The organism is Paenibacillus aurantiacus (assembly GCF_042431225.1).
In the GTDB taxonomy this organism is placed as follows: Bacteria; Bacillota; Bacilli; order Paenibacillales; family Paenibacillaceae; genus Paenibacillus_Z; species Paenibacillus_Z aurantiacus.
Genome location: NZ_JBHMDO010000039.1, coordinates 166,043 through 190,004, shown reverse-complemented (window position 1 = coordinate 190,004; position 23,962 = coordinate 166,043). Strand labels below are relative to the sequence as shown.

The window sequence follows — 23,962 nt, the reverse complement described above, 5'->3', positions numbered from 1 at the left end:
TGAAGCATAATAACGCATAGACCGGAGTGGTAGGAATGAAGAAGGTCACGATGGAACAAATCGCGCGCCAAGTCGGCGTATCCAAATTCGCCGTTTCGCAGGCGCTATCAGGCAAGCCGGGCGTCGCGGAAGAAACGCGCAGCCGAATCGTCGAGGCGGCTGAGCAGCTTGGCTACCGCAAGACGATCAAGATGAGCCGCAAGAAAGCGGAGCTCCAGGAGAGCCCGGACAAACGTTCGGAGGCGATTACCGGCACGGTCATCATTCTTATGCCCAACGTTCGCTTCCAGAGCCGGGAATCCTCGTACTGGGGCCGCATTATCGACGGCGTGCTCGCTGAGCTCACCGCCAGGGACTTCGGCGTCATGATGGTAACCGAAAGCAGCTCGGAGCGGTTGATGAACAGCATCAATCCAGACGGCGTGCTCGGACTGATCGGTATCGGATATATCGCAGGCACGCTGCTTGGCGAGATTCGCGCTTCTGGAATTCCCGCCGTGCTGATCGACCACGAAGATGAAGATGTGCCGACCGATACGGTGTTCATGAACAATTACGATTGCATGCGCCAGCTGACCAAACGGGCGGTGCGGATGGGGCACGCGGATATGCGGTTCGTCGGCGATGCCTCGTATTCCCGCAGCTTCCATGACCGTCTGCTCGGCTTCCGGATCGCGCTGGAGGAGGAATCGCTGCCGATTCCGCCTAATGACGACCCGCTGCTTCGGATAGGCGACGACGTCCATGGCATCATCGAAGCGGAGCTGTCCCGAATGAAAGCCCGCAAACGCTGGCCGTCGCTGTTCGTATGCGCGAACGATTCTCACGCGCAGCTCGTCGTCCGCGCGCTGCGCGAACACGGTGTCCGCGTGCCTGAGGATGTGTCCGTGACGGGCTTCGATCATACGCCGGGACCAGCCGATCTTCCTTGTATCAGCACGATCGAAGTGCCGAATGAGCTGATGGGCAAGCGGGCGGTCGATGTGCTGATGGACCGTCTTCGCAACCCGGAGCGTCCTTGCGAGAAATTGTTGATCAACGGACCTTTTATTCCCGGCGATACTTTGCGGAGTATGTCGTAGATTCTAAAGACGAGAGGTGCTTCTCTACATGATCATTAGCATGCTTGATGGCGTTTGGACGGTGAAGAACGAACGGACGGGTGCGACGTACGCGGCGTCCGTCCCGGGTTTCGTTCAGAAGGATTTGACCGAACAAGGCGTCCTGCCGAATCCAACCGATACGCTGTTCGAAGGGAAGATCGAATGGGTCGAGCACGACGATTGGACGTATAGCCGCCGGTTCGAGTTGTCCCCAGACGTGCTCGGTTCGCCTACAATCGAGCTGGTGTTCGAAGGCATCGACACGTATGCCGAGATCGTGCTGAACGGCCAGACGATCGCGAGCACGGAGAATATGTGGATTCCCGTACGCTGCGACATTACGAAACTCGCCGAGCAGGATAACGAGCTGCTCGTGCGCATCGCGTCGCCCACCCGTACGCTGCTGGAGAAGGAGCGCCTGTTCGGCGATCAGCTGAAGCTGTGGAACGGGATCCCCGCGCGTCTGTTCGGGCGCAAAGCCCAATACGGCTATGGTTGGGATTGGGGGCCGAGGCTCGTAACCGTCGGCATCCATCAATCGGTCCGCATCGAAGCGCATGGCGGCATTCGCGCGGAGAAGCCGGTCTACCAGCTGCCGTATGTATCGGATTCGCAAGCAATCGTGACCGCGCGCGTACAGATCGCGAATACGACCGGTGCGGCGAATTCCGCCACGATTAGCTGGCGGTTGCTCGATGGCGAGACCGTCATTGCCGTGCATTCAGCGTCTGCCGAGCTTGCGCCTGGCATGAACGAATCGGCTGCATCGCTGACAATACTCGATCCGAAGCGATGGTACCCAGCTGGCTATGGTGAACAGCCGTTATACCGGCTTGAAGTCGAAGTGAACGCAGAAGGCTCGACATCGGGGTCGGCGTGCACGGTCGGGGTGCGTGAAGTACGGATCACTCAGCCATACGACGAACAAGGACGTAAGTTCGTGTTCGAGATCAACGGTGTGCCCGTTCTATGCAAAGGCGTCAATTGGATTCCGCTTACGCTGTATCCGAATCTCGACAGCCCGCAGGATTACGTGCACGAAATTGAAGCCATCGCGGCTGCGAACATGAACATGATTCGTATCTGGGGCGGAGGCACGTACGAGAATCAGGCGTTCTACGAAACATGCGACCGGCTCGGCATCATGGTCTGGCAGGACTTCATGTTCGCATGCGGCGATTATCCGGACGATGACGAATTCTGCGCGCTCGTGCGCCGGGAGGCGGACCATGTCATCGCGGAGCTCGGCGATCATCCGAGCATCGTCTTGTGGTGCGGCAACAACGAGAACCAGCATTTTATCGTGAATAGCAAGCGGACGCGCCGCGAAGGGTATGGCGAGAGACTGTTCTTCGAGGTGCTCGCAGATGCGGCGGCCGTGGATACGCTGCGGCCTTATTGGCCGACCAGCCCGTATGACTTGAGCGTCGATAGCTCGGCGAACAACGAATCGTGCGGCGATATGCACTATTGGCATGTGTGGGGGCGCACGCACCCGTACGAAGATTACGGCAATGTGAACGGCCGCTTCTTATCGGAATTCGGCATGCAATCGTACCCATCCATGCGCGTGCTGGATTCCGTCGACCCCGAGGCGGATCTGCGCGATCCGAAATTCGACAGCATGCAGAAGGCGCCTAACGGCCTGCAGCGGCTCATGTACTATACGTCCGGCGATTACCGGCTGCCGGCGACCAAGCGGGAGTTCGTCTACGTGAATCAGCTGATGCAGGCAAGCGCGTTGAGGCTGGCCGTGGAGCATTGCATCTCCCGCATGCCGGATACGTCCGGCGCGCTAATCTGGCAATGGAGCGATCTGTGGCCATCGATCAGCTGGTCGCTCCTGGACTACGACAAAGTGTACAAGCCGTCGTATTACGCGATGAAACGCAGCTTCCGAACGCCGAACGCGCTGGCCAAAATCGCCTCCGGTTCGGGCATCGCCGAGCTATATCTCATTCACGAGCGCGGCGACTTCCAAGGTAAAATCGTGGCCGAGCTGTATGACATCGAATCTGAGACGGCGGTGCATACCGTAGAGCTTGAAGCTGTCGGTAGCGGATACCGGTCGACCCGTGTCGGTCAAGTAGAGATCGGCGGATACGACCCGTCCCGCATCGTGCTGTTCGTCCACCTGTACGAGGACGAACGACTTCTGGCACGCAATAGCTACTTGCTGGGCAAGCCGCATGCCCTCCGTTTGAAGTCGCCTGACTTCGACATCGAACGCCAGGCGACGGCGGAAGGCGAAGAATGGAATGTAACAAGCCGCGTGTTCGCGAAGGACGTGTGGATTTCGGACGCGAGGGGGCCGCTTAGCGATAATGGCTTCGATCTGAAGGCTGGAGAGACGCGCAGGATCACGCTGCCAACAGACGCGCTGCAAGGGGACGCCAAGCCGGCGCTGTTATGCTTGAACGGGGTAACCGCCATCGGGTACGTGTAAGGTCATGCCAGTGTTGCCGGGAGACTCATGTTTTGCTTGACAGCCCCATCCGGCCATGCTACCTTAATAGCACACTTGATTCATCGGAATAATTTGCTTAATAGTTCTGACATCCGCATACCGTCTACCAAACCAATTGGAGGCTTTCGATTCTTATAATCGGAAGCCTCTTCACGTTCCGGGTAATAACGAGACTGCCTATATCGTCAACCGTATCTGCGGAGACATACTCGAATGAGCATGTCTCTTTTTGCGTTTGCGTCAAGTGCGAGGCACGAACGTCACATGAACGGACAAAGGGGAGAAGCGATCATGAACGGACCGAAGGCCGGGGTGCTAACGGGAAGAAGAGTCTATAAGAAAAGCACGATCGCAGCGCTGGGATTCGCGTTCCCGCTCGCGCTGCTGGCGGCGTGGCAGGTGCTCGGGCATTACGAGCGCATCTCGCCGCTGCTCTTCCCGACGCCCTACACGATCGCGGAAGCGTTCCTCGCGCTGGCCTCGTCCGGCGCGCTCGCCGAACATTTGCAGATCAGCCTGGCGCGCGCGTTGGCCGGCTTTGCGCTCGGCGGCGGGCTCGGACTGCTGCTGGGGCTTGCGGTGGGGTTGTTTCGGGTGACGGAGCGGGTACTGGATCCAACGATTCAGATGATTCGCATGGTGCCCAGTTTGGCGATCGTTCCGCTCTTCATTCTGTGGTTCGGCATTGGCGAGGAATCCAAAGTGCTTCTTATCGCCAAGAGCGCCTTCTTCCCGCTCTACATCAATACGTTCCTTGGCATTCGCAATGTCGATAACAAGCTGTTTGAAGTTGCCAAAGTATTGGGTTTTAGCCGGCTTAAGCTAATTACTCGCCTGGTGATTCCGGCTGCGCTGCCGAATGTGTTGTTGGGCGTGCGTCTCTCTGTCGGTCTCTCTTGGCTGGGACTCGTCGTCGCGGAGCTAATCGCCTCCACCTCGGGCATCGGGTATCTCATGTCGGACGCCCGCCAATTCAGCGATACGCCGGTCGTGTTCGTTGGCATTCTCATCTTCGCCGCGGTAGGCAAGCTGAGCGACTCGCTCGTCCGTCTCGCGGAGCGAAGGCTGCTTCGGTGGCAGGACAATTATAAAGGATAGAAGGGGCGACACAGATGAGCAATGGATCGGAAGCGGCGGCGGTTAAGAGGCCCGTGCATACAGAGCAACCGGCAAGCCGGGGAGGGGGAGCGGGGATCGCAGGAGCCGGAGGCAGCGAGCAAGCAAGAGCGGAGGTTCGGGAGCGCGGCGAAGGAGAAGCCAACGAGTACGGTGCGAGCAAGGAGAACCAACTGCACCAACCGCCGCAGAGGTCGGACAGTCGCGCATCCCCGCAGATCGAGTACGCCGCTGGCGCTGGCAAAGGGGACCGTCAGCCGCTCCCACGGGCGTACAACCGCGCATCCCCGCAGCTGCCTGCGTCAGCGCCGCCGCATCCTATTATCGTGGAAGCGACCTTAGCGTCAGCGCCGGGCGAACGCGCATACCGGGCGGGGCCGGAGACCGGGGCGAGGGAAGACTCCCGTCTAAGGGGTCCCCGAGTTGGCGCCTTGTATTCAGCTAATGCGGCATCGCCCGACCAGCCAAGACGTCCCGGCTATTGGAAGCGCTCGGGCAAGGACTTGCTATTGGCTTCGATTGTGCCAGTGGTGCTGCTGGCGGCTTGGCAATTCGTGGGGAGCGCAGGTTATGTAACGCCCGAGTTCCTGCCCACGCCGCTTGCGATCGCGGAACAACTGGCTCGTCTGCTCGGGTCAGGCGAATTGCTGCATCACCTTGGCGTGAGCATCGGCCGCGCGCTGACCGGCTTCGCGGTCGGCGGCTCGCTCGGACTTCTAATCGGTTTGCTGACCGGCCTGCTGCGGGAAGCGGAGTACGTGCTGGACCCAAGCGTGCAGCTGCTGCGGCTCGTGCCTCATCTTGCCATTGCGCCGCTCATCATTCTCTGGTTCGGCTTTGGCGAAGTGTCGAAGGTTGTGATCATCGCGATCGGCGCCTTTTTCCCGATGTACTTGAATACGTATTTGGGCATCCGCAATGCCGACAACAAGCTTTTCGAGGTAGCGCGTGTACTGGAGTTTCGGCCGCTCAAGCGAATGACGCGGTTGACGATTCCTTCGGCGGCGCCGCATATCCTGCTCGGGCTCCGATTGTCGCTGGCGGTATCGTGGATCGGCCTGGTCGTCGCCGAACTGATCGGCTCGCGGTCGGGCGTCGGATTTCTCATCAACGAAGCGAAGCAGAACGCGACGACGGACATCATTTTCGTCGGTATCCTGCTATTCGCGGTCGTCGGCAAGCTGATTGATTCCCTGGTACGGTTGCTCGAGCGAAAATGGCTTCGATGGAGAGACAGCTACCAAGGCTAAAACATGCGGCAACAACGGCTTACTTTATACATTCGATTTCGGGAGGTAATGAAGAAATGGGAGAAAAGGCAGCGGCAAGCGCATTGCACTTAAAGGCCGACGTGTTGGTCATCGGCGGCGGTCCGGCGGGAACGTGGGCGGCGATTACGGCGGCGTCCGGCGGCGCGAAAGTGGTGCTCGCGGATAAAGGCTATTGCGGCTCAAGCGGTGCGACGGCGCCGTCCGGCACGGGCGTCTGGTACGTAAAGCCGGAGGAGAACCTGCGCGAAGAGGCGAAGCAGAGCCGCTTCACGCTCGGCGGTCAGCTGGCGGACAACCGCTGGATGGACCGTGTGCTCGACCGGACCTATGCTAACATGAATAAGCTCGGCGAATGGGGCTATCCATTCCCGCTCGACGACGGAGGCAACGCATATAAGAGAGGGCTGCAGGGGCCGGAATATATGCGTCTGATGCGCAGACTCGTACAGAAAGCCGGGGTGAAAATTCTCGACCATTCACCGGCGCTGGAGCTGCTCGCCGACGAGCACGGCGTAGGAGGCGCAGCCGGCGTTCGCACGCAGGCGGGCGGAACATGGAGCGTGCAAGCCGGCGCGGTCGTCATCGCGACCGGGGGCTGCGCGTTCTTGAGCAGGGCGCTCGGCTGCAATGTCTTGACCGGAGACGGATACCTGCTGGCCGCCGAAGCGGGCGCCGAGCTGTCCGGCATGGAGTTCTCCAACGCGTATGCGATCTCTCCGACGTTCTCCTCCGTTACGAAGACGGCTTACTACAAGTATGCCAGCTTCTATTATGAAGACGGATCCGTCGTAGAAGGGGCGGGTTCCCAGCGCGGACGTTCGATCATCGCGCGCAACCTTCAAGCGGGCAGGCAAGTCTATGCGCGGCTCGATCAAGCGCCGGAGGATCTGCGGCCGCTGCTGCGAGTTGGTCAGACGAATTTCTTCCTGCCATTCGACCGGATGGGGATCGACCCGTTCACGGACAAATTTCCCGTGACGCTGCGGCTGGAAGGGACGGTCCGCGGCACGGGCGGCATCCATATTACCGACGAGACGTGCGCGACCAAAGTACCCGGCTTGTACGCGGCCGGCGACGCAGCGACTCGTCAGCTAATCTGCGGCGGCTTCACCGGCGGGGGCAGCCATAACGCGGCTTGGGCGATGTCCTCGGGTTCATTCGCCGGCGAAGGTGCTGCGGCGTACGCCTTGAAGCTTGGGAGTCATGCGGCCGACCGGAAGCTTAGCGGACTCTCCTCGGCTGCAGTTGCCGCGGAAGGACAGACCGGCGATGCCGTCAAATCGGCCGCCCATACGCAGGAGACGGTGCGCGCGGTTCAAGCTGAGGTGCAGCCGTACAGCATCAACCTGTTCCGGACGGAGAAGGGGCTGGGCGATTCAATCGATCGACTGGATGGGATTTGGAACGATCTCCAATCTCGGACCGTCGCCCGCACGGCGGATGGCGTCAAAGCCAGAGAAGCGGCGGCGATGACGGCCACCGCTCGGTGGATGTATCATACGGCGCTCGCGAGAACCGAGACGCGAGGGATGCACAAGCGGGAGGATTTCCCCGAGCAGGACGCGGCGCAGCATTATCGCCTCATCAGCGGCGGGCTGGACGACGTGTACGTGAAGAAGGAAATCGTGGCAAAGGAGGCTGTAACGGGTTGATCGAAATCATCAGCGAGACGAAATGCATCTCATGCAACCAATGCGTAAACGTATGCCCGACGAACGTGTTCGACCGCGTAGAAGACGGTATCCCGGTCATCGCCAGGCAGAGCGATTGCCAGACCTGCTTCATGTGCGAGCTGTATTGCCCGGTGGACGCGCTGTACGTCGCGCCGGATTCCGAAGGGCTGACGCTGATCAGCGAGGCGCAGGTCGAAGACGAAGGTCTGCTCGGCGGTTACCGGGAGAAGGTCGGTTGGGGCCGAGGCCGCCAGCCGGTCGCGAGCCATGCGTTTATGTACGAATTGGCGAAACGAACGAGTTTTTAATCGAAGCAGCGAACGGTACAGGGGAGGATTTTGACGATGTATACGCAACGTAGAGGAGGCGGTGCGGCTTGGCGGGCCGCGTTCATAGCAGGCTTGCTGCTGGCGCTGGCGATCATTCAAGCATGCGGCTCCGCCAATAACGGCGGGAGCTCCAATATCTCGAATAGCGGCGATGTCGAGGGGACCGATGCCAAGACGACCGCGGCGGCGCCGGCCGGCGACATACCGGCTGTGCTTAATTACGGCTATATCGGTACGAACAAGCTGAATTTGCCCGGCGGCGCGGAAGGCTGGGGCTTCCATAAAGGCATTATTCAGGAGGAGCTCAAGAAATACGGCATAACCGAGGTTAAGCTGACCGGATTCCCGAACGGACCGGACCAAAGCGAGTCGCTGATCAGCGGAAGGCTGGATATCGGCAGCCTCGGCGATACCCCGGCGATCCTCGCGCGCGCCTCGGGCGCCAAGACGAGGCTGATTACGCAAGGCGCGACGGATTCGATCGGCTACTTAATCGGGAAGAAAGACGGACCCAAGACGCTACAAGAACTGAAGGGCAAGACGATTGCCATCCAGAAGGGGTCGTTCATGCACCGGTATGTCGCGGGATTGGTGAAAGCCGAAGGAATCGAGGATGTTCAATTCGTGCACATGCTCCGGCCAGACGGCGAAGCCGCCCTGGCGCGCGGCGACGTGGACGCGATGACGAACAACGGCGTGTACGCGCTGAAGCTGATCGATGCGGGATACACGCATTTGGACGACGCGACGAAGCACCCCGAGCTGTACGGGACGAGCGCGACGGTCGTGTCGGAGGACTATTTGGCAAAATTCCCGGATTTTCCGAAGGTGTGGAACGCAGCCCGTCTGAAAGCGCTCGAAGATTTGAAGCAGCATGAAGAGGAGTACTATGCTTTCATAGCGGAGCAGCAAGGCACGACCGTCGAGCTCGTCAAGAAAGCAAGCCCGATCAGCTATATCAAGGATGTTCCGTTCACCGAACCGGGGCTGAAGCTGCTGGGCGGCACCAAAGCGTTCCTGGTGGAGGAGAAGCTCGCCAAAAAAGACTTTCCGCTTGACGATTGGGTGTTGAAATCCGAGTGATCGTACAGAACGCCGCCGGCAGCTCACGCTCCGGCGGCTTCTCTACGTGAAATCCCCGCCATCCACGACAATGCTGTGCTTCACCGGACGTTTTTCCTTAACCTGACAGCATTGCCTTCCACAACCCTGCGTGCCATCACGAAGTCTGGAGCCCGGAGAGCGACAATAACGACGTAAGCCTTGTCCCCCAAGGACAAAAGCGTGCCCGCCTCGAACTCCCCGCCGTCCGCAACCCTATGTGCTAGCACGAAGCCTGGAGCCCGGAGGGCGACAACAACGAAGTAAGCTTTGTCCCCCAAGGACAAAAGCGTGCCCACCTCGAACTCCCCGCCGTCCGCGCCCCTACGTGCTAGCACGAAAGCGGGTGTCCAGAGGGCGAAGCCCTTGGAGCCCCCTCGGCGGAGGGGGTTGGGGGAGCGACCATAGTGGGGGGCGCGACATTACTTTATTCCTAAAGCTAATTATCGACCCATCCCGCACCGATAAAGATACTATTATCCATTTTCTTGACTCCCAAGACAACCCGAACCCAAAGGCAGTGGCATACGATGGTATCTTTTTTCGTGGCGGACTTTTTCATTCTGACCGCATCTTTATTCTTAAGCATGTTCGTCTTCAAACGATTGCCCGATCGTTTCAAGTCCACGTGGCGCCTTCGCCTTCGAATCAGCGTCTATCAATCGTTCTTCGGAATATTGATGATGTTGTTCAGCGTGCAGGTGGCGGACGGAGTTTGGCTGGACTTACGGCTGATTCCAGTCCTATTGGCCGCGTATTTCGGCGGACTGCGCAGCGCGATGCTAACCGCGGGTCTAATCTCGACGGGACGAATCGCGCTGTTCGGCGGATTCACGCCCGAAGCGACCGCGGCGATCGCGCTTGTTGTGTTGATTGGACTGCTGTCAGGCATGGCCGCCGAGCGCGTGAAATCCTATTGGCGGCTCTGGATGATCAATACCGCTGCCGCAATGGCGTTCTCCGGATTGTTCTACGGATACGTGCTGTATGCGAACGGGATGGTCCTGAGCAAGCTGTGGATCATGGAGCTGTTTCTGATGATCGGCAGCCTATTCGTGTTCGGGTGCATCGACTTGCTGAGGAATACGTACGACCGTCACTTTCTCAACAAGAAGCTCTACGATATGATCCACTCGTTCCATAATATCGATAATGTGAACGATATCTATGAGAAAACGCTTCGTGAGCTAAGCGACCTGTTCCAATCAGACATGGGCAGCATTGTCGCGATCCGCGACAATCGGTATTTTCTGGTCGGTCTGCTAAGTCAAGGCGAGTACGTGAAGATCGGCAGCAACGTATCGCCACCAGATATCGAAGCGCTCGAGCCCTCTTTGTCCGGCAGGTCGATGATTTTCCCGGATTGGACGGTACGCCGGCCGAATGGACATCTGGAAGACGCCATCCATGAACGTGGCATCCGGTCATCGATACATGTGCCGATCCGGTATAAGAATCAGGTGATCGCATTGTTGAATATGGGGGCATCTACGCCGAGTTTCTTCAACGCCCGCGTCATGAAGTTCGTGGAGGACCTAACGCCTAGCATCAGCATGGCGCTCGCGCTGCTGGAATCGGAATCCCGCTTCAGCTCGATCGTCGACTCCAGCAAGGATGGCATCGTGATCGCGGATAGCGAGCTGAATATCGTATCGTGGAACTATGGCGCAAACAGCACGTTCGGCTATTCGGAGCAGGAAGCGATTGGCCAGCCAGTCGATCTGCTCATTCCGGAGCAGTTTCGAAAACTGTATATGACCCGGATACGACGAATCGTCGGCCGCTTGGATCGTACCCGAGCACGGCAAACGACACTGGAAGCGTTCGGACGGCGCAAGGACGGCACGGTCTTCCCGATCGAATTGTCGTACAGCATCTGGGAAGCCTCGGGCATACGCTATTACAGCAGCATTATCCGAGATATTACGAGACGGAAGCGCAATGAGGAACAGATTCTCACGCTGCAGCGCGATCTGGCGGATACAATTCACTTCCAGCATGGCGTCGTGATCAAGTACAAAAAAATCGGAGACGCCTTCATCTACACGCTGGCCGACGGGCAAATGCTGAAAGAAATCGGACTAACCTCGCAGCAGCTCATTGGCCATTCGCTAGAATCGACCGCCCCGCCTCTGCTTTTGGACTTCCTGCGCGAACAATACGCGCTAGCTTGGAGCGGCCAGATCGTCGAGTGCGAATACGGGCACGGAAGGTTCACGTTCTTCTCGACGTATAACCCCGTCTTGAAAGAAGGGCGCGTACGCGAGGTGGTCGTCTCCATCAGCAACATTAGCCGGCGCAAGCAGGCGGAGGAGAAGCTGATCGAAGCGAACCGAAGGCTGGAACAGTTGTCGAATGTGGATGGACTGACCGGGCTGCATAACCGCCGGAGCTTCGACCAGCAGCTGGAACAAGAACGCATTCGCTGTCGCAACAACGGAGGGACGCTCGCGCTCATGATGATGGACATCGATTCGTTCAAAATGTTCAACGATACGTACGGCCATGTAGCGGGTGATGCCTGTTTGAAACTAGTGGCGGATACGCTTGGAAAGTTCGCTGACCGGGAAGGTTTTTTTGCAGCTCGATACGGCGGGGAGGAGTTCGCCTGCATCCTGCCGATGACTAATTTGGCGGGAGCGGCCGCTTTCGCGGAAGCAGTCCGCGCTGCTGTTCAATCCCTAGCGACGCCTAATGAACGAGCGGTGGCGGGTATCGTGACCGTCAGCATCGGGGTAGCCGCTTGGCAGGCCGAGGGGATCGGCGAAGCGGCCGGCATGATCGATACGGCGGACCAAGCGTTGTATGCTGCCAAAGCAGCCGGTCGCAACCGGGTAATCGGCGCCGCTCAGCAGTCAGCCATGGTGGGAGAATGATCCTGCACAACAGCAACAGTCCCAACAAAAAAAAGCCCGCCATGGGCTTTTTTTGTTGGGTGTGTTTCGAAGGCAGTCGAGTCGGGTAAATACCAGTATTTCTGTGTTCACATCTCGGAAGGAGCTGTTCTCCATGCAGGTAGATCCCATACATACGATTGGGCATCAAGCACTATTTAACCACGTGTTTCATCACTCCCCAATCGGCATCGCGTTTATCTCGCTTGAGTATGCATGGTTAAGCATCAATCCATCCGCTTGCCGCATTTTCGGTTATACGCAGGAGGAGATCGCCAGCCAAGATCCTAAGACATTATTGGCGATCGAAGAGCAGGGAGAATTCGAGTCATTGTTGTCCAGCTTGTGCGAAGGACGGGAATCGCTGGTCGAACTCGAAATCACGTATACGACGGAAGAAGGCAGAACCATTTGGGCTTCGGCGCAAATCTCACTAGCGCGGGAAGAGCATTCGGGCAAGCCTTTATTCTATATTCTGCAGGTGGTCGATATCTCGAAGAGCAAGATCGCCGAGCAAAGCCTGCAGGAGAGCATCGAGCGCTACACGTCGCTGAAGAAGTATAATCATGACGCGATTATCTCCTTCGGACTGGATGGCAGGATCATGAACGGGAACCAGATGGCGGAACAACTGTCCGGCTACGCGATTCCGGAGCTGGTCGGTACCAGCATCGCCCGATTGATCGGTCAAACCAATCTGGAGCTTATTTATGCGATGAAGGCGGATTATCACGCGGTCGAGCAAAGCTTGAATTTTATTCTGAACCGGGAAGGCACGGCGGTCGAAGTGCTGTCCACGCTCGCGCCGATCATCATACATGGGAAGTCGGTCGGCTTTTATTTGATCGCCAAGGATATGACCGAACAGAAGAAGCTGATGATCGAGAAGGAAGCAGCGGAGAAGACGAACAAGGCGAAGAGTGAATTCCTGGCGATGATGAGTCACGAAATCCGCACGCCGATGAACGGGGTAATCGGCATTACAGACCTGCTGTTAGAGACGAATCTGGACGGCGAGCAGCGGGAGTACGTGCAGATTATCAAGAAGAGCGGCGAGACGCTGCTTACGATCATCAACGACATTCTCGATTTCTCGAAGATCGAGTCCGGCAAAGAAGAACTGGTCGAGAGCCATTTCAAATTGCGCGACGTGCTGCTGGATACGCTGAATATGTTCATGCCCAAAGCGCTCCAGAAGAACCTGGATATCTCTACATCGGTTAATTCGGCCGTGCCGGAATTCGTCTTCGGGGACATTATGAAACTGCGGCAAATCTTAATGAATCTGCTGAGCAACGCAATCAAGTTTACACCGAACGGAGCCATCGCCATCGCGGTGCGGCATGTTGATCAACAGGATGATCAGGTGAGGCTCGAATTCGCGGTTCGAGATTCCGGAGTCGGTGTACCGGAGGCGAAGGTTCCTTTCCTGTTCGAGCCATTCTATCAGGTTGATTCTTTCATGTCCCGCTCCGTTGAAGGAACCGGGCTTGGTCTTGCGATTTGCAAGAAGTTGGTTGAGCTGCTGGGCGGTCGGATCTGGTACGAGAAGGCGGAGGGGGGAGCGGGTTCAACGTTCCGTTTCACCGTACGATTCCGAACGGCGATGCACCACGATCTGCTCCCTGATCAACAAGACGAGGAGAACAGCATCACGCACCAAGCGCTAAGGATTCTGATCGCCGAAGATAACGAGGTGAACCAGATTGTATTGAAGCGCATGGTCGAGAAGCTCGGTTACACGGCGACCGTCGTCAATGACGGGAAAGAAGCAATCGAGGCGCATGACCGTTATCCATACGACATCATTTTCATGGACATCCAGCTTCCGATCATAGACGGACTCGAAGCGACAAGATTGATCAAGGAATCGAGGACGGGGAAGAAAGTGCCGACGATCGTCGCTGTGACGGCGCATGCGATCAAAGGCGATAAACAAAAGTACATGGCAATGGGGATGGATGACTATGTGAGCAAACCGATCAGTATCGATGCAATTGCGTCTGTCATCGAGCGGTGTAAAGATAAGCGCGAGCCGAATTTATCGGCGGGGTAGAACCAGCTGACGACAAAGCTTAGGTCAGATCACATGATTGCTGCGCATTCATATCGCGAATAAATAGGGACATTCATCATCAGGGCAGCCGCAGGGCTGCTCTTTTCCCGTCGAGGTGGTATTATTTTCACTGTCGAATTATGACGAATAATCATGGCGAATTGTCGCTGACAATGATAAAATTTTAATATACGGCATCAATTTGTCAGAATGCCAGGATGATACTAATGCGGGAGATCGAGAATCGGATGTCACTCAAAACGAAGATTGCGCTGCTCATCACATTGTCCATGTCCGTTCTCTTGGCGCTTCACGGCATGTTATCCTTTCTATCGGTAAAGGATATGTTAATCAACAATCTCAACAATCAATTCGGATTGCTTTCCCGTCAAATGGCGATAAGCGCGGAATACGCGCAGAATGGCTTTGAAGTTACGCAGGAGTCGTTGGACGATAAGATGAAATTCGCGTCAATAGCCGTGCAGGACAAGCTGCCCAAACGGATTGCCGACGTCACCAACGAACAATTGACCGCTTTGGTGAAAGAGATGGGCTTCACGTCCATTACGCTGTTCGGCAAAGCTCATGGCGGGATCGAGGCGATTCGTGCCTCGGACCCGAATAATATCGGGATCAAGGCGAAGGACCGGGAGATCTGGGACGATGCGCTTCAGGAACTGCTCAGCCGCCAACAAGTCACGGATGCGGACGGACGCGCACACCTCCACTATTGGGCGAGCGCTTTCACGAACAAAACCACGGTCGTCCAAACGAATGAGCGTTGGGGGTTCTATAACGACGGGTCGACGGATTATATTATTAATCTGTTCATCCAGGAGAATTCCTTCGTCAAGCTTAAGCGTCAGATGAGCCCGGAAGCCATATTCGAACGGCAAATGAAGAGCGTGAAAGGCTTGATGGAATTCGCAATATTCAATCCGCTGACAATCCGGCAGCTGGTGAACGTGGAAGAACTCGACAATGCGATGTTCCAGCCGCTCGACAAGCATCCGATCCGCTACGGAACCTACATGTACAGAACCGGTCATGACTTCGGCAATGTCACGAAGGCTTGGGAAGCGGACGAGCCGGTGACGGAGATCACGAAGGCGCTTGGCCGGCATATTCTGAAGAGTTACATTCCGCTGCAGACAAGTCCGCCTTATGTGCTCAGCATTGTCTACGACTACGATATCGTGGACCGGGAGCTAAACGCGCGGATGCTCGCCGACATGAAGCGATTCGGTGTCTTGCTGCTGCTGTTATTCGCAGTATCGTATGTGCTGGCGGGCTTTCTGTTGAATCCGATCAAACGATTGCTTCGCGGGGTCGAAGAGATCGCCAAAGGAAATTTCGGCCAGACGATATACGTTCGGCGCCGCGACGAGCTCGGGCAATTAACCGAGCGGTTCAACCTGCTGTCCACCAGTCTGATGAACACGATGAGCGAGTTGAACCAGAAGAATGAGGATGCGCTTCATGTTGCCTTCCATGATTCTTTGACGGGGCTGTACAACCGACTTGCCTTCCAGCACGATCTGGCTAGAAGATTCAAGGAAGAGGGTGCGAGTCCGTTCTATCTCGCCTTCATCGACGTGGACCGGTTCAAGAACGCGAACGATTTATACGGCCATGCCATGGGGGATGCGCTGCTGCAAGAGATCGCGTCGCGGATTACGGCGAGTTTGCCCGCGAACGCCATCGCGTACCGGATGGGCGGGGATGAATTCATCGTTTGCCTAGCCCGCACGGATGAACCTGAGATGCTGGCCTATGCCAAGAATCTGCTGGCGAGATTAGCCAGACCGTTCAATTGGGAAGGCAACTCGTTCAAGACAACGGTAAGTATCGGGATTAGCAGCTATCCGGACGATGGTCTTTCGGAAGACGTGTTGGTCTCTTCCGCGGACGTGGCGATGTTCAAGGCGAAGCAGCAAGGCGGCAATGCATATACGTTATTCAATCGTAAGATGCAAGAAGAGCTGCAGCGTCGGGTCGTCATCGAGACTGGCTTGCGCGTGGCGCTAGAGCAGAAGCAGTTCTCGCTCGTCTATCAACCGCTCGTCGATCTGCAGAGCGGCCGCATCGTCAGCAACGAGGCGTTAATCCGTTGGACACATCCCGAGCTGGGCTTTATTTCGCCCGTTGAATTCATTGCGATCGCCGAAGAGACGGGCATGATCGGCGATATTGGTCTATGGACGCTCCAGGAGGCGTGCAGACAAACGAAGAAATGGCAGCGTAAAGGCCGCAAGCAGTTGGGCGTGGCCGTTAATCTGTCAGGCAAGCAGTTCTTGGAGCCGGACCTGTTGGCTAACGTGCAGGGCGTGCTGCAGAGCACGCGGCTCGATCCGTCGTGCTTGACGCTCGAGATTACGGAGAATGTGGCGATCTACAACGAGGACATCGTCATCCAGACGCTGAAAGAGCTGAAGGCGCTCGGCATTCGGATCGCGCTGGACGACTTCGGAACAGGCTACTCCTCGCTCAGCTACTTAGCCAAATTCCCGATGGACGTGCTGAAGATCGACAAGTCGTTCGTGCAGAACGAGAACGAGGACGAGAAGGAGATCGTCAAGACGATTATTGCGATGGCGCACAGCTTAAAGCTGCGGGTAACCGCGGAAGGCGTCGAGACACAAGAGCAGTTGACGTACTTGAAGCAGGAGGCGTGCGATGTGCTCCAGGGGTATCTGCTGAGCAAGCCGAGGACGGCTGCGGATTGGTCGGAAGCATTCATCCTGAATTACGATCCGCTTCGTCCGGATTTCGGCATCATCGTACAGCCGGATGAGCAGGGATAGAGTAGGCATGCTAACAATCGGTCAGCGGCTAAATAAAAACGGAACGGTACGCCAGTGTTGGCGGACGTTCCGTTTTTTTGCTCATCGGCATGGTTGGTCATTTGTGCAGCAATTGATAGGCGTTCACGATCGAAGCCGCGACGTCCGCGATGCGCTTGCGTTCGTTCATCGCTTGCTTGCGGAGCAGATCATACGCCTCCGCTTCAGGGATGTTCCTCGTGCTCGAGAGGATGCCTTTCGCCCGCTCGATCCACTTCCGCTCCTCCAAGCGGGTCAGCAGCTGCTCCCGCTCCTTGACCCACTGCCGGCGTGTTTGGAACTGTCCGAGGGCGAGCTGCAGCGACCACTCAAGCTCGGCAGGGCTCATCCCTGGTGAGAGAATGCCATCTGTCGTTATGACGCCTGGATAGGCTGCTGGCAATACATTGGCGGTGCGCTCGGAACACCACCACAATGTCGGCAGTGCCCGGTGGCTGGAGATGCTCACCCGCCAATCAGAGTAGACCGAGATGGGTACGGCGAGCACGCAGGCATCTGCGCTTGATAGGAGGGGGAGCGCTTGCTCGCAAGTAGCCGCTGCCGTCACCTGATAACCGCCGCGAAGCAAGACAGCTGCCGCCGAAGCAGAAGGGCGGCTGCCATCGCCGCTATCGCTAGGCAAGTCGCTCCGATTTTCAATCACGACTATGGCACGCATGTTCCGTACTCCTTTTGGTTTATTTGTTATGTAACATTATATAACGTATTCGGTCGTTGTCTATCCAATTTGTGATATAAATTTATTTGGCGTCATATTTGTTTACATTAAATTCGGAGGATGACTGTTTTAGTCGCGATGAGAGGTGTGTTGATCGTTCGGGATACGATATCGAACGAACAAGAAGCCTGATTCCGCCTCGGTCATCGATTATCGACCAATGCAGGAATCAGGCTCTTTATGGTTAAATAGCAAACGGCGATACACAGGAAGGGGATATCAAGATTCGATCAGCGGAATGGCGCGGCCGGCTTCCAGCGAACGGTATCCGCTCAGCGCGACAAGCGCCGCCCGCTGGCCGTCTTCGCCGGTGACTGGTACGGGCCGACCATCGCGAATTGCTTCGATGAACGCCTGGACCATATGCGCATCCATATCGTCGCCCCAATAGTCCCATCTGCCCTGCATGTCCGCTCGGCTGTAGACATCGTTCTTCTGGGCGAATGCATCGACGTAGATGGAGCCGTTCGTGCCGGTTATTTCCAACGTTACGTCACCCCAGGTCGGGAACGGCGCTTGGCGCGACCAGCTTGTGTCAATGACGCCGACGACGCCGCTGTCGAAATGCACATGGAGCATCCCGGCATCGTCTACCTGAAGCCCCGGCTGGAATAGATTGGCCGCGTAGGCGTACACACGTTCAACTTGAGCGCCGGTCATCCAGTGCATCAAATCCATCACATGCACGGTATGGTCGAGCAGAGCGCCGCCGCCAGACAATTCGGGACGTACGAACCATCCGCCCGGACAGGTGCCTCGGTTCGTACCTTTAATGGCCACGATTTCCCCGATTTCGCCGTGCTCAATCATTCGCTTAGCTTCCCGTACCGCGGGCAGATAGCGGCAAGGGAATGCGGTCATCAGCTGGACGCCTTGCTCGCGGCAGACGAGGATCATCGCCTCCATTTGTTCGGGCGTTATGCCGAGCGGCTTCTCGCAGAGCACATGGGCGCCGCTTCTGGCAGCCGCCATTGTATGCTCGGCATGCAGTGCGTTCTCGGAGCAGATGACGACGGCATCCAACCCAAGCGCGAGCAATGACGCGTAATCTGCATAGTAGGGGATGCCATAATCGTCCGCTAGCGCCTGAACGCGGGCGAATTCGGGGTCAGCGATGCCCGAGATCTCAATGCCAGGTATGCGGCGCAGCGCATGAAAATAAGCATAGGCATGCCCGTGAGCGAAACTGATCATACCGATTCGTAAAGGTTTCATCGCAACATTCCTCCTATTTCCCGTTTGGCTCAGGCGAGTGACCACCTGAAGCAGAGGCCAGCTTGACGGGTTGGCCGCTCCGGCAGCTTTCTTGTGCAGCAAGCGCGAGTTCCAGCGCCCGGAGCGCATCTTCAGCCGTCACGATCGGCTCCGCTTCGCCGCGAATGCAGGCGATGAAATGCTTCAGTTCACGCTCGTAGGGTGAGCTTGCGCTCGGACTGCCAGGTATAGCGACGAAGGGAGAGTTCTCGGTCGCCGGCTCTCTTCGATGCAGCTTGATCGAGCTGCTGTCCAGGCTGCTTGCTTGCGCGATTCCGCCGCTGCCGGTCAGCTCGGCCTTTGTCTGGAACGGCCCCGGATAACCCCAGTAGCCTTCGGCGTTCGCAACGGCGCCGCTCTTGAATTCCAGCGTGACGAGCGCGTACTCGAGGAGTGTCTCCTTGCGCTCCATGGCGTACACTTGACTCACATCGCCTAGCGACCAACGCAGAAAGTCCAGATCGTGGATCATCAGATCGACGATAATGCCTCCGCTCTTGTCCGCGTCTGCGTACCAAGGATGCGTCTTGGCAGGATGTCCCCCTCTGCGGGATACATGTGCGACGCCTGGCTTGCCTAAACTTCCGTTGTCCAAGGTATACTTCAGCCGGGCATAATCCGGGAAGAAGCGGACGACATGCCCAATGAACAGTCGAACCCCATTCGCGGCGCAGACATCGATCATGTCGCGCGCGTCTTCCGGCGTAAGGGCGATCGGTTTCTCGCAAATGACGTGTTTCCCCGCGCGGGCGGCTTGAACGGCGTATGTGTGATGCAGCCAGCTCGGCACCGCGATGCTAATGACGTCGAATTCTGCTTGGCGGAGCATCTCGTCAAAATCGACGTAGGCGGCAACCTCTAGCTCTTCTGCCAAGCTTTGTGCCCGTGGGGGATCAGTATCGCAGACAGCCGTCAGCGTCACATCTTCCATCCCGGCATAAATGCGCGCGTGGACATGGCCCATCCCGCCGCAGCCTAATACGGCAACTTTCATGCTTAAGCACTCCTTTGTATGGAACATTTGCCCGTCGTGAGGGCGCAAACCTAACGACGCATGCGCATGCTGCAGTATGGTTTACATGATATAATCGATTCAAGTATGTGGAAATGCGGCATTTTAGCCGTTTTCTCCTCATTTTTAACCTGCGGCGCGGGAGTGGTGAAGGCTGTGAGGTCGTTTCAAGAACCGATACATTATCAGGATCCGCGCCTTCGGCTGAAGGTCTGGACCTTCGCTTATACCGGAGTTGGCGACGCTGGTGCCGCTATCTGGCATTATCACAAAGAAGTGGAGTTTATTGTCGTGCTGGACGGGGAGATGGAGCTGTTCACGCCGAACAACCGCTATCCGCTGCGAAGCGGCGACGTCGTCGTCGTCGGGAGCAGCCAACTGCATCGTTCGCGGACGGAACAGGGGCGCGAGGTGCGCTACATCGTGCTTCACGTGGATTTAAGCTCGTATTTCGACCCTGCAATGATGCATTATTCGCGGCACTTCATGGAGGTGCTGAACCCGCTCGAAGCGCTCAATTACATGTTTCGGGAGTCGGAGCAGGCGCGCAGCGAGGTCGGAGCGGTGCTGCTGCATGTTCATGACGAAGTGATCGGACGGCCAAAAGGCTACGAGATCGCGGTCAGCATGTATATCAAGCAGCTGCTGCTGATCTTGCTCCGCCATGACGACCGGGAACTGCTTCAGCCGCATGAAGGAATCGAAGCGGGTCTGCTCCGCACGATCGCGGATTACGTCGAAACGCATTTGAGCGGCCGGATCGATATGGGACAAGTGAGCGAAATGGCGGGGATGAGTTATGTATATTTCTCGAAATATTTCAAACGCAAAACCGGACTTGCGTTCACGGATTACGTCAACCGGAAACGGATCGCCCGCGCCGAACAGCTGCTGATCGTCGAAGGCTTAAGCGCGAGTGCGGCGGCGATCGCGGTCGGCATCGAGAATATGTCGCATTTCTACGCGTTGTTCAAGCGATTCAGCGGCTGCACGCCGAAGCAGTTTCAGACGAGAATTGGCCGCATGGGCAATCGTCCGTAAGCGGCAAGCGAACGGGCGGACGATCCCGGACCTGACTTGCGTTCTCCAAAAGAAGAAGCCGATTCGAAGCGCCACGCATCTGCGGGCGGCCGAATCGGCTTTTGTGTTTGTAGAACAACCGCGTTAGACGGCCGGGCGGCCGCTTGCGGCAGAGACGGACATGAATCGGGGAAGGCGGTGCGGGTGGATTTTCAGGGGAAGTGGCCGGGGTGGCCGATCGAAGTAAGAGGGGGGGCGTAATTGCTGAGATGTTCATTCCATACGCAGCAGAGGCTGGGAACCTGCTTGCATTCGCGTAATCGATTCGTGGAGGGGATTGTCAGTCGTGCGTTCATTTGTTTCTTTCTTGTCTTTATCTTAGCATCAGCAGCCGGCCTCTCGGAAGAGGAGACGGTTCCCGAAGTTCGGGAAAATCGTTTGGCATAGCCGGGAATGGCCTTCGGGAATCTGCTCCTCGTGCAGCGGATTACACCGTGAATTACTCGACGCCATTCTTCAGTTGGACGAATTGCAGAATGAACGCTATGAACGGCTGACGGCCGTTCTGCGCAGACGCATTCCCCATTCGCGCCAATTGGTCAGCACGATGCCTGCGAGTACGAGCACGCTGCCGAGCACCGAATAACCCGTGAGCTGTTCGTCGTACAGCATGGCGCCAAGCCCGAGGGCGATAATGGGCGATACATACAGCCAAGTAGAAGGGAAGAAGGCGTTGGTCGTCTTCAGCAGCCACGCGTAAATGCTATGTCCAAGCATGGAGCCGACGACGATCAGATAGGCCAGCGAACCGATGCCGGACCATGAACCGAACGCCTCGAGGCGAAAGTCTTCGGTGAAGGTTGACAACAACAGCAGCGACAATCCGCCGAATAACATCTGAACGGCATTGACCGCGATCGGCGGGGTCTCCTTCGCTGCCATCATCACCTTACGCGTAAATAAACTTCCGGCTGCATAGCCAAGCTCGCCCAGGAGCACGAGCAGACAGCTAAGCAGCCACAACGGATCGCTTCCTATGCCCAGCTTGGGGAGCAGCAGTACGAAGACGCCCGCGAATCCGATGGCACAGCCGAGAAATGCGCCGCCCGGCGGCGACTGGCGGGCGATCGCGCTTTGCAGCACAAGAATCATCATGGGGCCGGTAGCAGAGAGCATCGCCGCGATGCCGGAATCGATGTGCTGCTCCGCCCAGTACAGCGTGGCGAACGTGAAGAAGGTGCTGCCCAGGCCAATCAGCCAGAAATTGGGCTCAAGCAGCATGCGCAGCGTTGCTTTGCGCTTGACGAGAAGCCAGGTGAACAGGATCAGTCCCGCTATAAAGAAACGGAGGCCGGCGGCGAAGAATGGCGGCATTCCCGCTTCCACCCCAATTTTAATGGCCAGGAACGTCGTGCCGAAGATCGCGCACATGAGCAAGTAAGCGGTAAGTATCATAGCGTTTCCTCCTTTTTGTATACTATAATAGGTGGCAATAGAACAGATGGCTGTTAAATAGAACAGAAACGTCATTTTGGCTGGTGAAGAAGCTGGCGATGAAGAAGGCGATGGAGGCGAGCAGATGGCTTCAAGGAGAGGAATGGCGCAAGCCGAAATAGGCAGCCGGCGGGCGAACTCGGTATACGAGACGATACGCAGCGGGATTAAAGAGAGAAAGTGGCTTCCAGGCGGCAAGCTCCCTTCCGTTCGGGAGATGGGAGAGCGGATGGAGGTGCACCGCTTAACCGTGCTCAAGGCATACAGACAGTTAGCGGAGGAAGGCATTATAGAAGCCAAATATAAATCTGGGTATTACGTCAAGTCGCATTCGATGGCATCGAGCGAGTCCCTTCATGCCGGAGATTGGGACTACAAGGCGCGTTCGCTGTACGTGAATCGGAGCCGACTATCGGACATCCACCGGCAGCAGGTCGACTATCAGATGTCGGAAGCGCTCATCGACCCGAATCTGCTGCCCAACGCGTATTTGTCCAATTACGTGAAGCAAGTCTTCGACCTTTATCCGCGTGTGCTGAGTACCTATTCCACCGTGCTCGGAGACCCTGAGCTGCGAGAAGAACTCGCCTGCTTCTTCTTGGCCAAACACGGCATTAGCGTGCATCCCGACGAGCTGCTTATTACGACGGGGTCCCAGCAGGCGATCGATCTCGTATCCCGCGCGCTCGCCAAGCCGGGCGACAAGGCGCTGATCGAGCGGCCGACGTATTCGCCGGCGATCGACGCTTTCCACCAGCAGGGCATTACGCTGCTGCCCGTCGAGATTGCGCCGGAAGGCTACGACTTGGACGAGGTCGAGCGGTTCATGAAGACCGAGCGTCCGCGGTTGTTCTATATGAATCCGACTTATCAAAATCCGACCGGCTATACCGTGCCTGCCGCGCAGCGCAAACGGCTGGTCGAGTTGGCTGAGAAGTATCAGTGCCTGCTCGTAGAGGACGACGTCTATCACGATATTTACTTCGGCAGTCCCCCGCCCCCGCCGTTGTTCTATTACGACACGGAAGGGTATGTCCTCTATATTCGAAGCTTCAGCAAATACGTCGCGCCCGGTCTTCGCATCTCCGTGCTTGCGGCGCGTCCTGCGCTGATGGAGGCGATTGCGCCGGTCAAGGCGCTGTCGGATAACGGCACGCCGCTGCTCAACCAGAAGATATTCCAGCACTATTTCTTCTCGACGCGGCTGCAGGAGCATGTCGTCAAGCTGCGCACGGCGCTCGAGCTTCGCAAGACGGCGATGGAGTCGCAGCTCGCGGATACCGGCTGGCATTGGGCAAGCCCCGAAGGCGGTCTGAATTTATGGCTGCGGCTGCCAAGAGACATCCCGGTCGACGAACTGTTGCGGCGCGCCTTGTCCCGGTCGATCGCCTTCGTGCCGGGGAGCATTTGCGATCCGCTGGGCGGTATGAACGATCGAATGAGATTGAGCTATTCTTATTTGAATGAAGGGAAACTAGCGGAAGGTGTGCATCGGTTGATCGCGATCGCCGATGAGATTCGTGTGGAGCATCGATTCTTATAACGCAAAATAAACGGCTTGCCGAGCATCCATGCTTATTGCTGGATGTTAGCAGGCCGTTATGCATTTGC

Annotated in this window: 16 protein-coding genes; 12 read left to right on the top strand and 4 right to left on the bottom strand. The window is 57.0% G+C overall.

Annotated features, from left to right (window positions below):
• The first annotated feature begins 35 nt into the window (after positions 1-35).
• The 10 genes from ACFFSY_RS24685 to ACFFSY_RS24640 all read left to right on the top strand — a co-directional run bounded on the left by ACFFSY_RS24685 (position 36) and on the right by ACFFSY_RS24640 (position 16,814).
• Positions 36-1,082 carry a LacI family DNA-binding transcriptional regulator gene (locus ACFFSY_RS24685; RefSeq protein WP_377499130.1) on the top strand — a complete coding sequence of 349 codons (1,047 nt, stop codon included), beginning with the start codon at positions 36-38 and terminating at the stop codon, positions 1,080-1,082.
• A 28-nt stretch (positions 1,083-1,110) separates the two neighbouring features.
• Positions 1,111-3,549: a beta-mannosidase gene (locus ACFFSY_RS24680; RefSeq protein WP_377499128.1), complete on the top strand. Its 2,439-nt coding sequence runs from the start codon at positions 1,111-1,113 to the stop codon at positions 3,547-3,549.
• Positions 3,550-3,861: 312 nt separating this feature from the next.
• On the top strand, positions 3,862-4,668 hold the full coding sequence (locus tag ACFFSY_RS24675; RefSeq protein ID WP_377499126.1) for an ABC transporter permease: 807 nt from the start codon (positions 3,862-3,864) through the stop codon (positions 4,666-4,668).
• A gap of 449 nt (positions 4,669-5,117) precedes the next feature.
• Positions 5,118-5,936 carry an ABC transporter permease gene (locus ACFFSY_RS24670; protein WP_377499278.1) on the top strand — a complete coding sequence of 273 codons (819 nt, stop codon included), beginning with the start codon at positions 5,118-5,120 and terminating at the stop codon, positions 5,934-5,936.
• Between the two features lie 56 nt (positions 5,937-5,992).
• Positions 5,993-7,609: an FAD-dependent oxidoreductase gene (locus ACFFSY_RS24665; RefSeq protein ID WP_377499124.1), complete on the top strand. Its 1,617-nt coding sequence runs from the start codon at positions 5,993-5,995 to the stop codon at positions 7,607-7,609.
• A complete protein-coding gene (locus ACFFSY_RS24660; RefSeq protein WP_377499122.1) occupies positions 7,606-7,938 on the top strand; it encodes a 4Fe-4S binding protein in 333 nt (110 codons plus the stop codon). Before ACFFSY_RS24665 ends, ACFFSY_RS24660 begins: the two co-directional genes overlap by 4 nt.
• Positions 7,939-7,974: 36 nt before the next feature.
• Positions 7,975-9,042, top strand: coding sequence for an ABC transporter substrate-binding protein (locus ACFFSY_RS24655; RefSeq protein ID WP_377499120.1), 1,068 nt, complete (start codon positions 7,975-7,977; stop codon positions 9,040-9,042).
• A gap of 548 nt (positions 9,043-9,590) precedes the next feature.
• Positions 9,591-11,936, top strand: coding sequence for a diguanylate cyclase (locus ACFFSY_RS24650; RefSeq protein WP_377499118.1), 2,346 nt, complete (start codon positions 9,591-9,593; stop codon positions 11,934-11,936).
• Between the two features lie 133 nt (positions 11,937-12,069).
• The gene (locus ACFFSY_RS24645; RefSeq protein WP_377499116.1) at positions 12,070-14,010 is read left to right on the top strand and encodes a PAS domain S-box protein; all 1,941 of its coding nucleotides are present in this window, start codon (positions 12,070-12,072) and stop codon (positions 14,008-14,010) included.
• Positions 14,011-14,258: 248 nt separating this feature from the next.
• Positions 14,259-16,814, top strand: coding sequence for a putative bifunctional diguanylate cyclase/phosphodiesterase (locus ACFFSY_RS24640; protein ID WP_377499114.1), 2,556 nt, complete (start codon positions 14,259-14,261; stop codon positions 16,812-16,814).
• 97 nt (positions 16,815-16,911) lie between these two features.
• Here ACFFSY_RS24640 and ACFFSY_RS24635 read toward each other — a convergent pair whose 3' ends face one another.
• The 3 genes from ACFFSY_RS24635 to ACFFSY_RS24625 all read right to left on the bottom strand — a co-directional run bounded on the left by ACFFSY_RS24635 (position 16,912) and on the right by ACFFSY_RS24625 (position 19,819).
• The gene (locus ACFFSY_RS24635) at positions 16,912-17,511 is read right to left on the bottom strand and encodes an ANTAR domain-containing response regulator (protein ID WP_377499112.1); all 600 of its coding nucleotides are present in this window, start codon (positions 17,509-17,511) and stop codon (positions 16,912-16,914) included.
• 279 nt (positions 17,512-17,790) lie between these two features.
• Entirely contained in the window at positions 17,791-18,786 is a 996-nt protein-coding gene (locus ACFFSY_RS24630) for a Gfo/Idh/MocA family protein (protein ID WP_377499110.1), read from the bottom strand.
• A 13-nt stretch (positions 18,787-18,799) separates the two neighbouring features.
• Entirely contained in the window at positions 18,800-19,819 is a 1,020-nt protein-coding gene (locus tag ACFFSY_RS24625) for a Gfo/Idh/MocA family protein (protein ID WP_377499108.1), read from the bottom strand.
• Between the two features lie 174 nt (positions 19,820-19,993).
• Between ACFFSY_RS24625 and ACFFSY_RS24620 the strand changes: the two genes are divergently transcribed.
• Positions 19,994-20,878, top strand: a complete 885-nt coding sequence (locus ACFFSY_RS24620; protein WP_377499106.1) for a helix-turn-helix domain-containing protein — start codon at positions 19,994-19,996, stop codon at positions 20,876-20,878.
• A 522-nt stretch (positions 20,879-21,400) separates the two neighbouring features.
• On the opposite strand, the gene ACFFSY_RS24615 is transcribed toward ACFFSY_RS24620, so the two are convergent.
• A complete protein-coding gene (locus ACFFSY_RS24615; protein ID WP_377499104.1) occupies positions 21,401-22,312 on the bottom strand; it encodes a DMT family transporter in 912 nt (303 codons plus the stop codon).
• Positions 22,313-22,436: 124 nt separating this feature from the next.
• Between ACFFSY_RS24615 and ACFFSY_RS24610 the strand changes: the two genes are divergently transcribed.
• Positions 22,437-23,894, top strand: coding sequence for an aminotransferase-like domain-containing protein (locus ACFFSY_RS24610; protein ID WP_377499102.1), 1,458 nt, complete (start codon positions 22,437-22,439; stop codon positions 23,892-23,894).
• Positions 23,895-23,962: the final 68 nt, after the last annotated feature.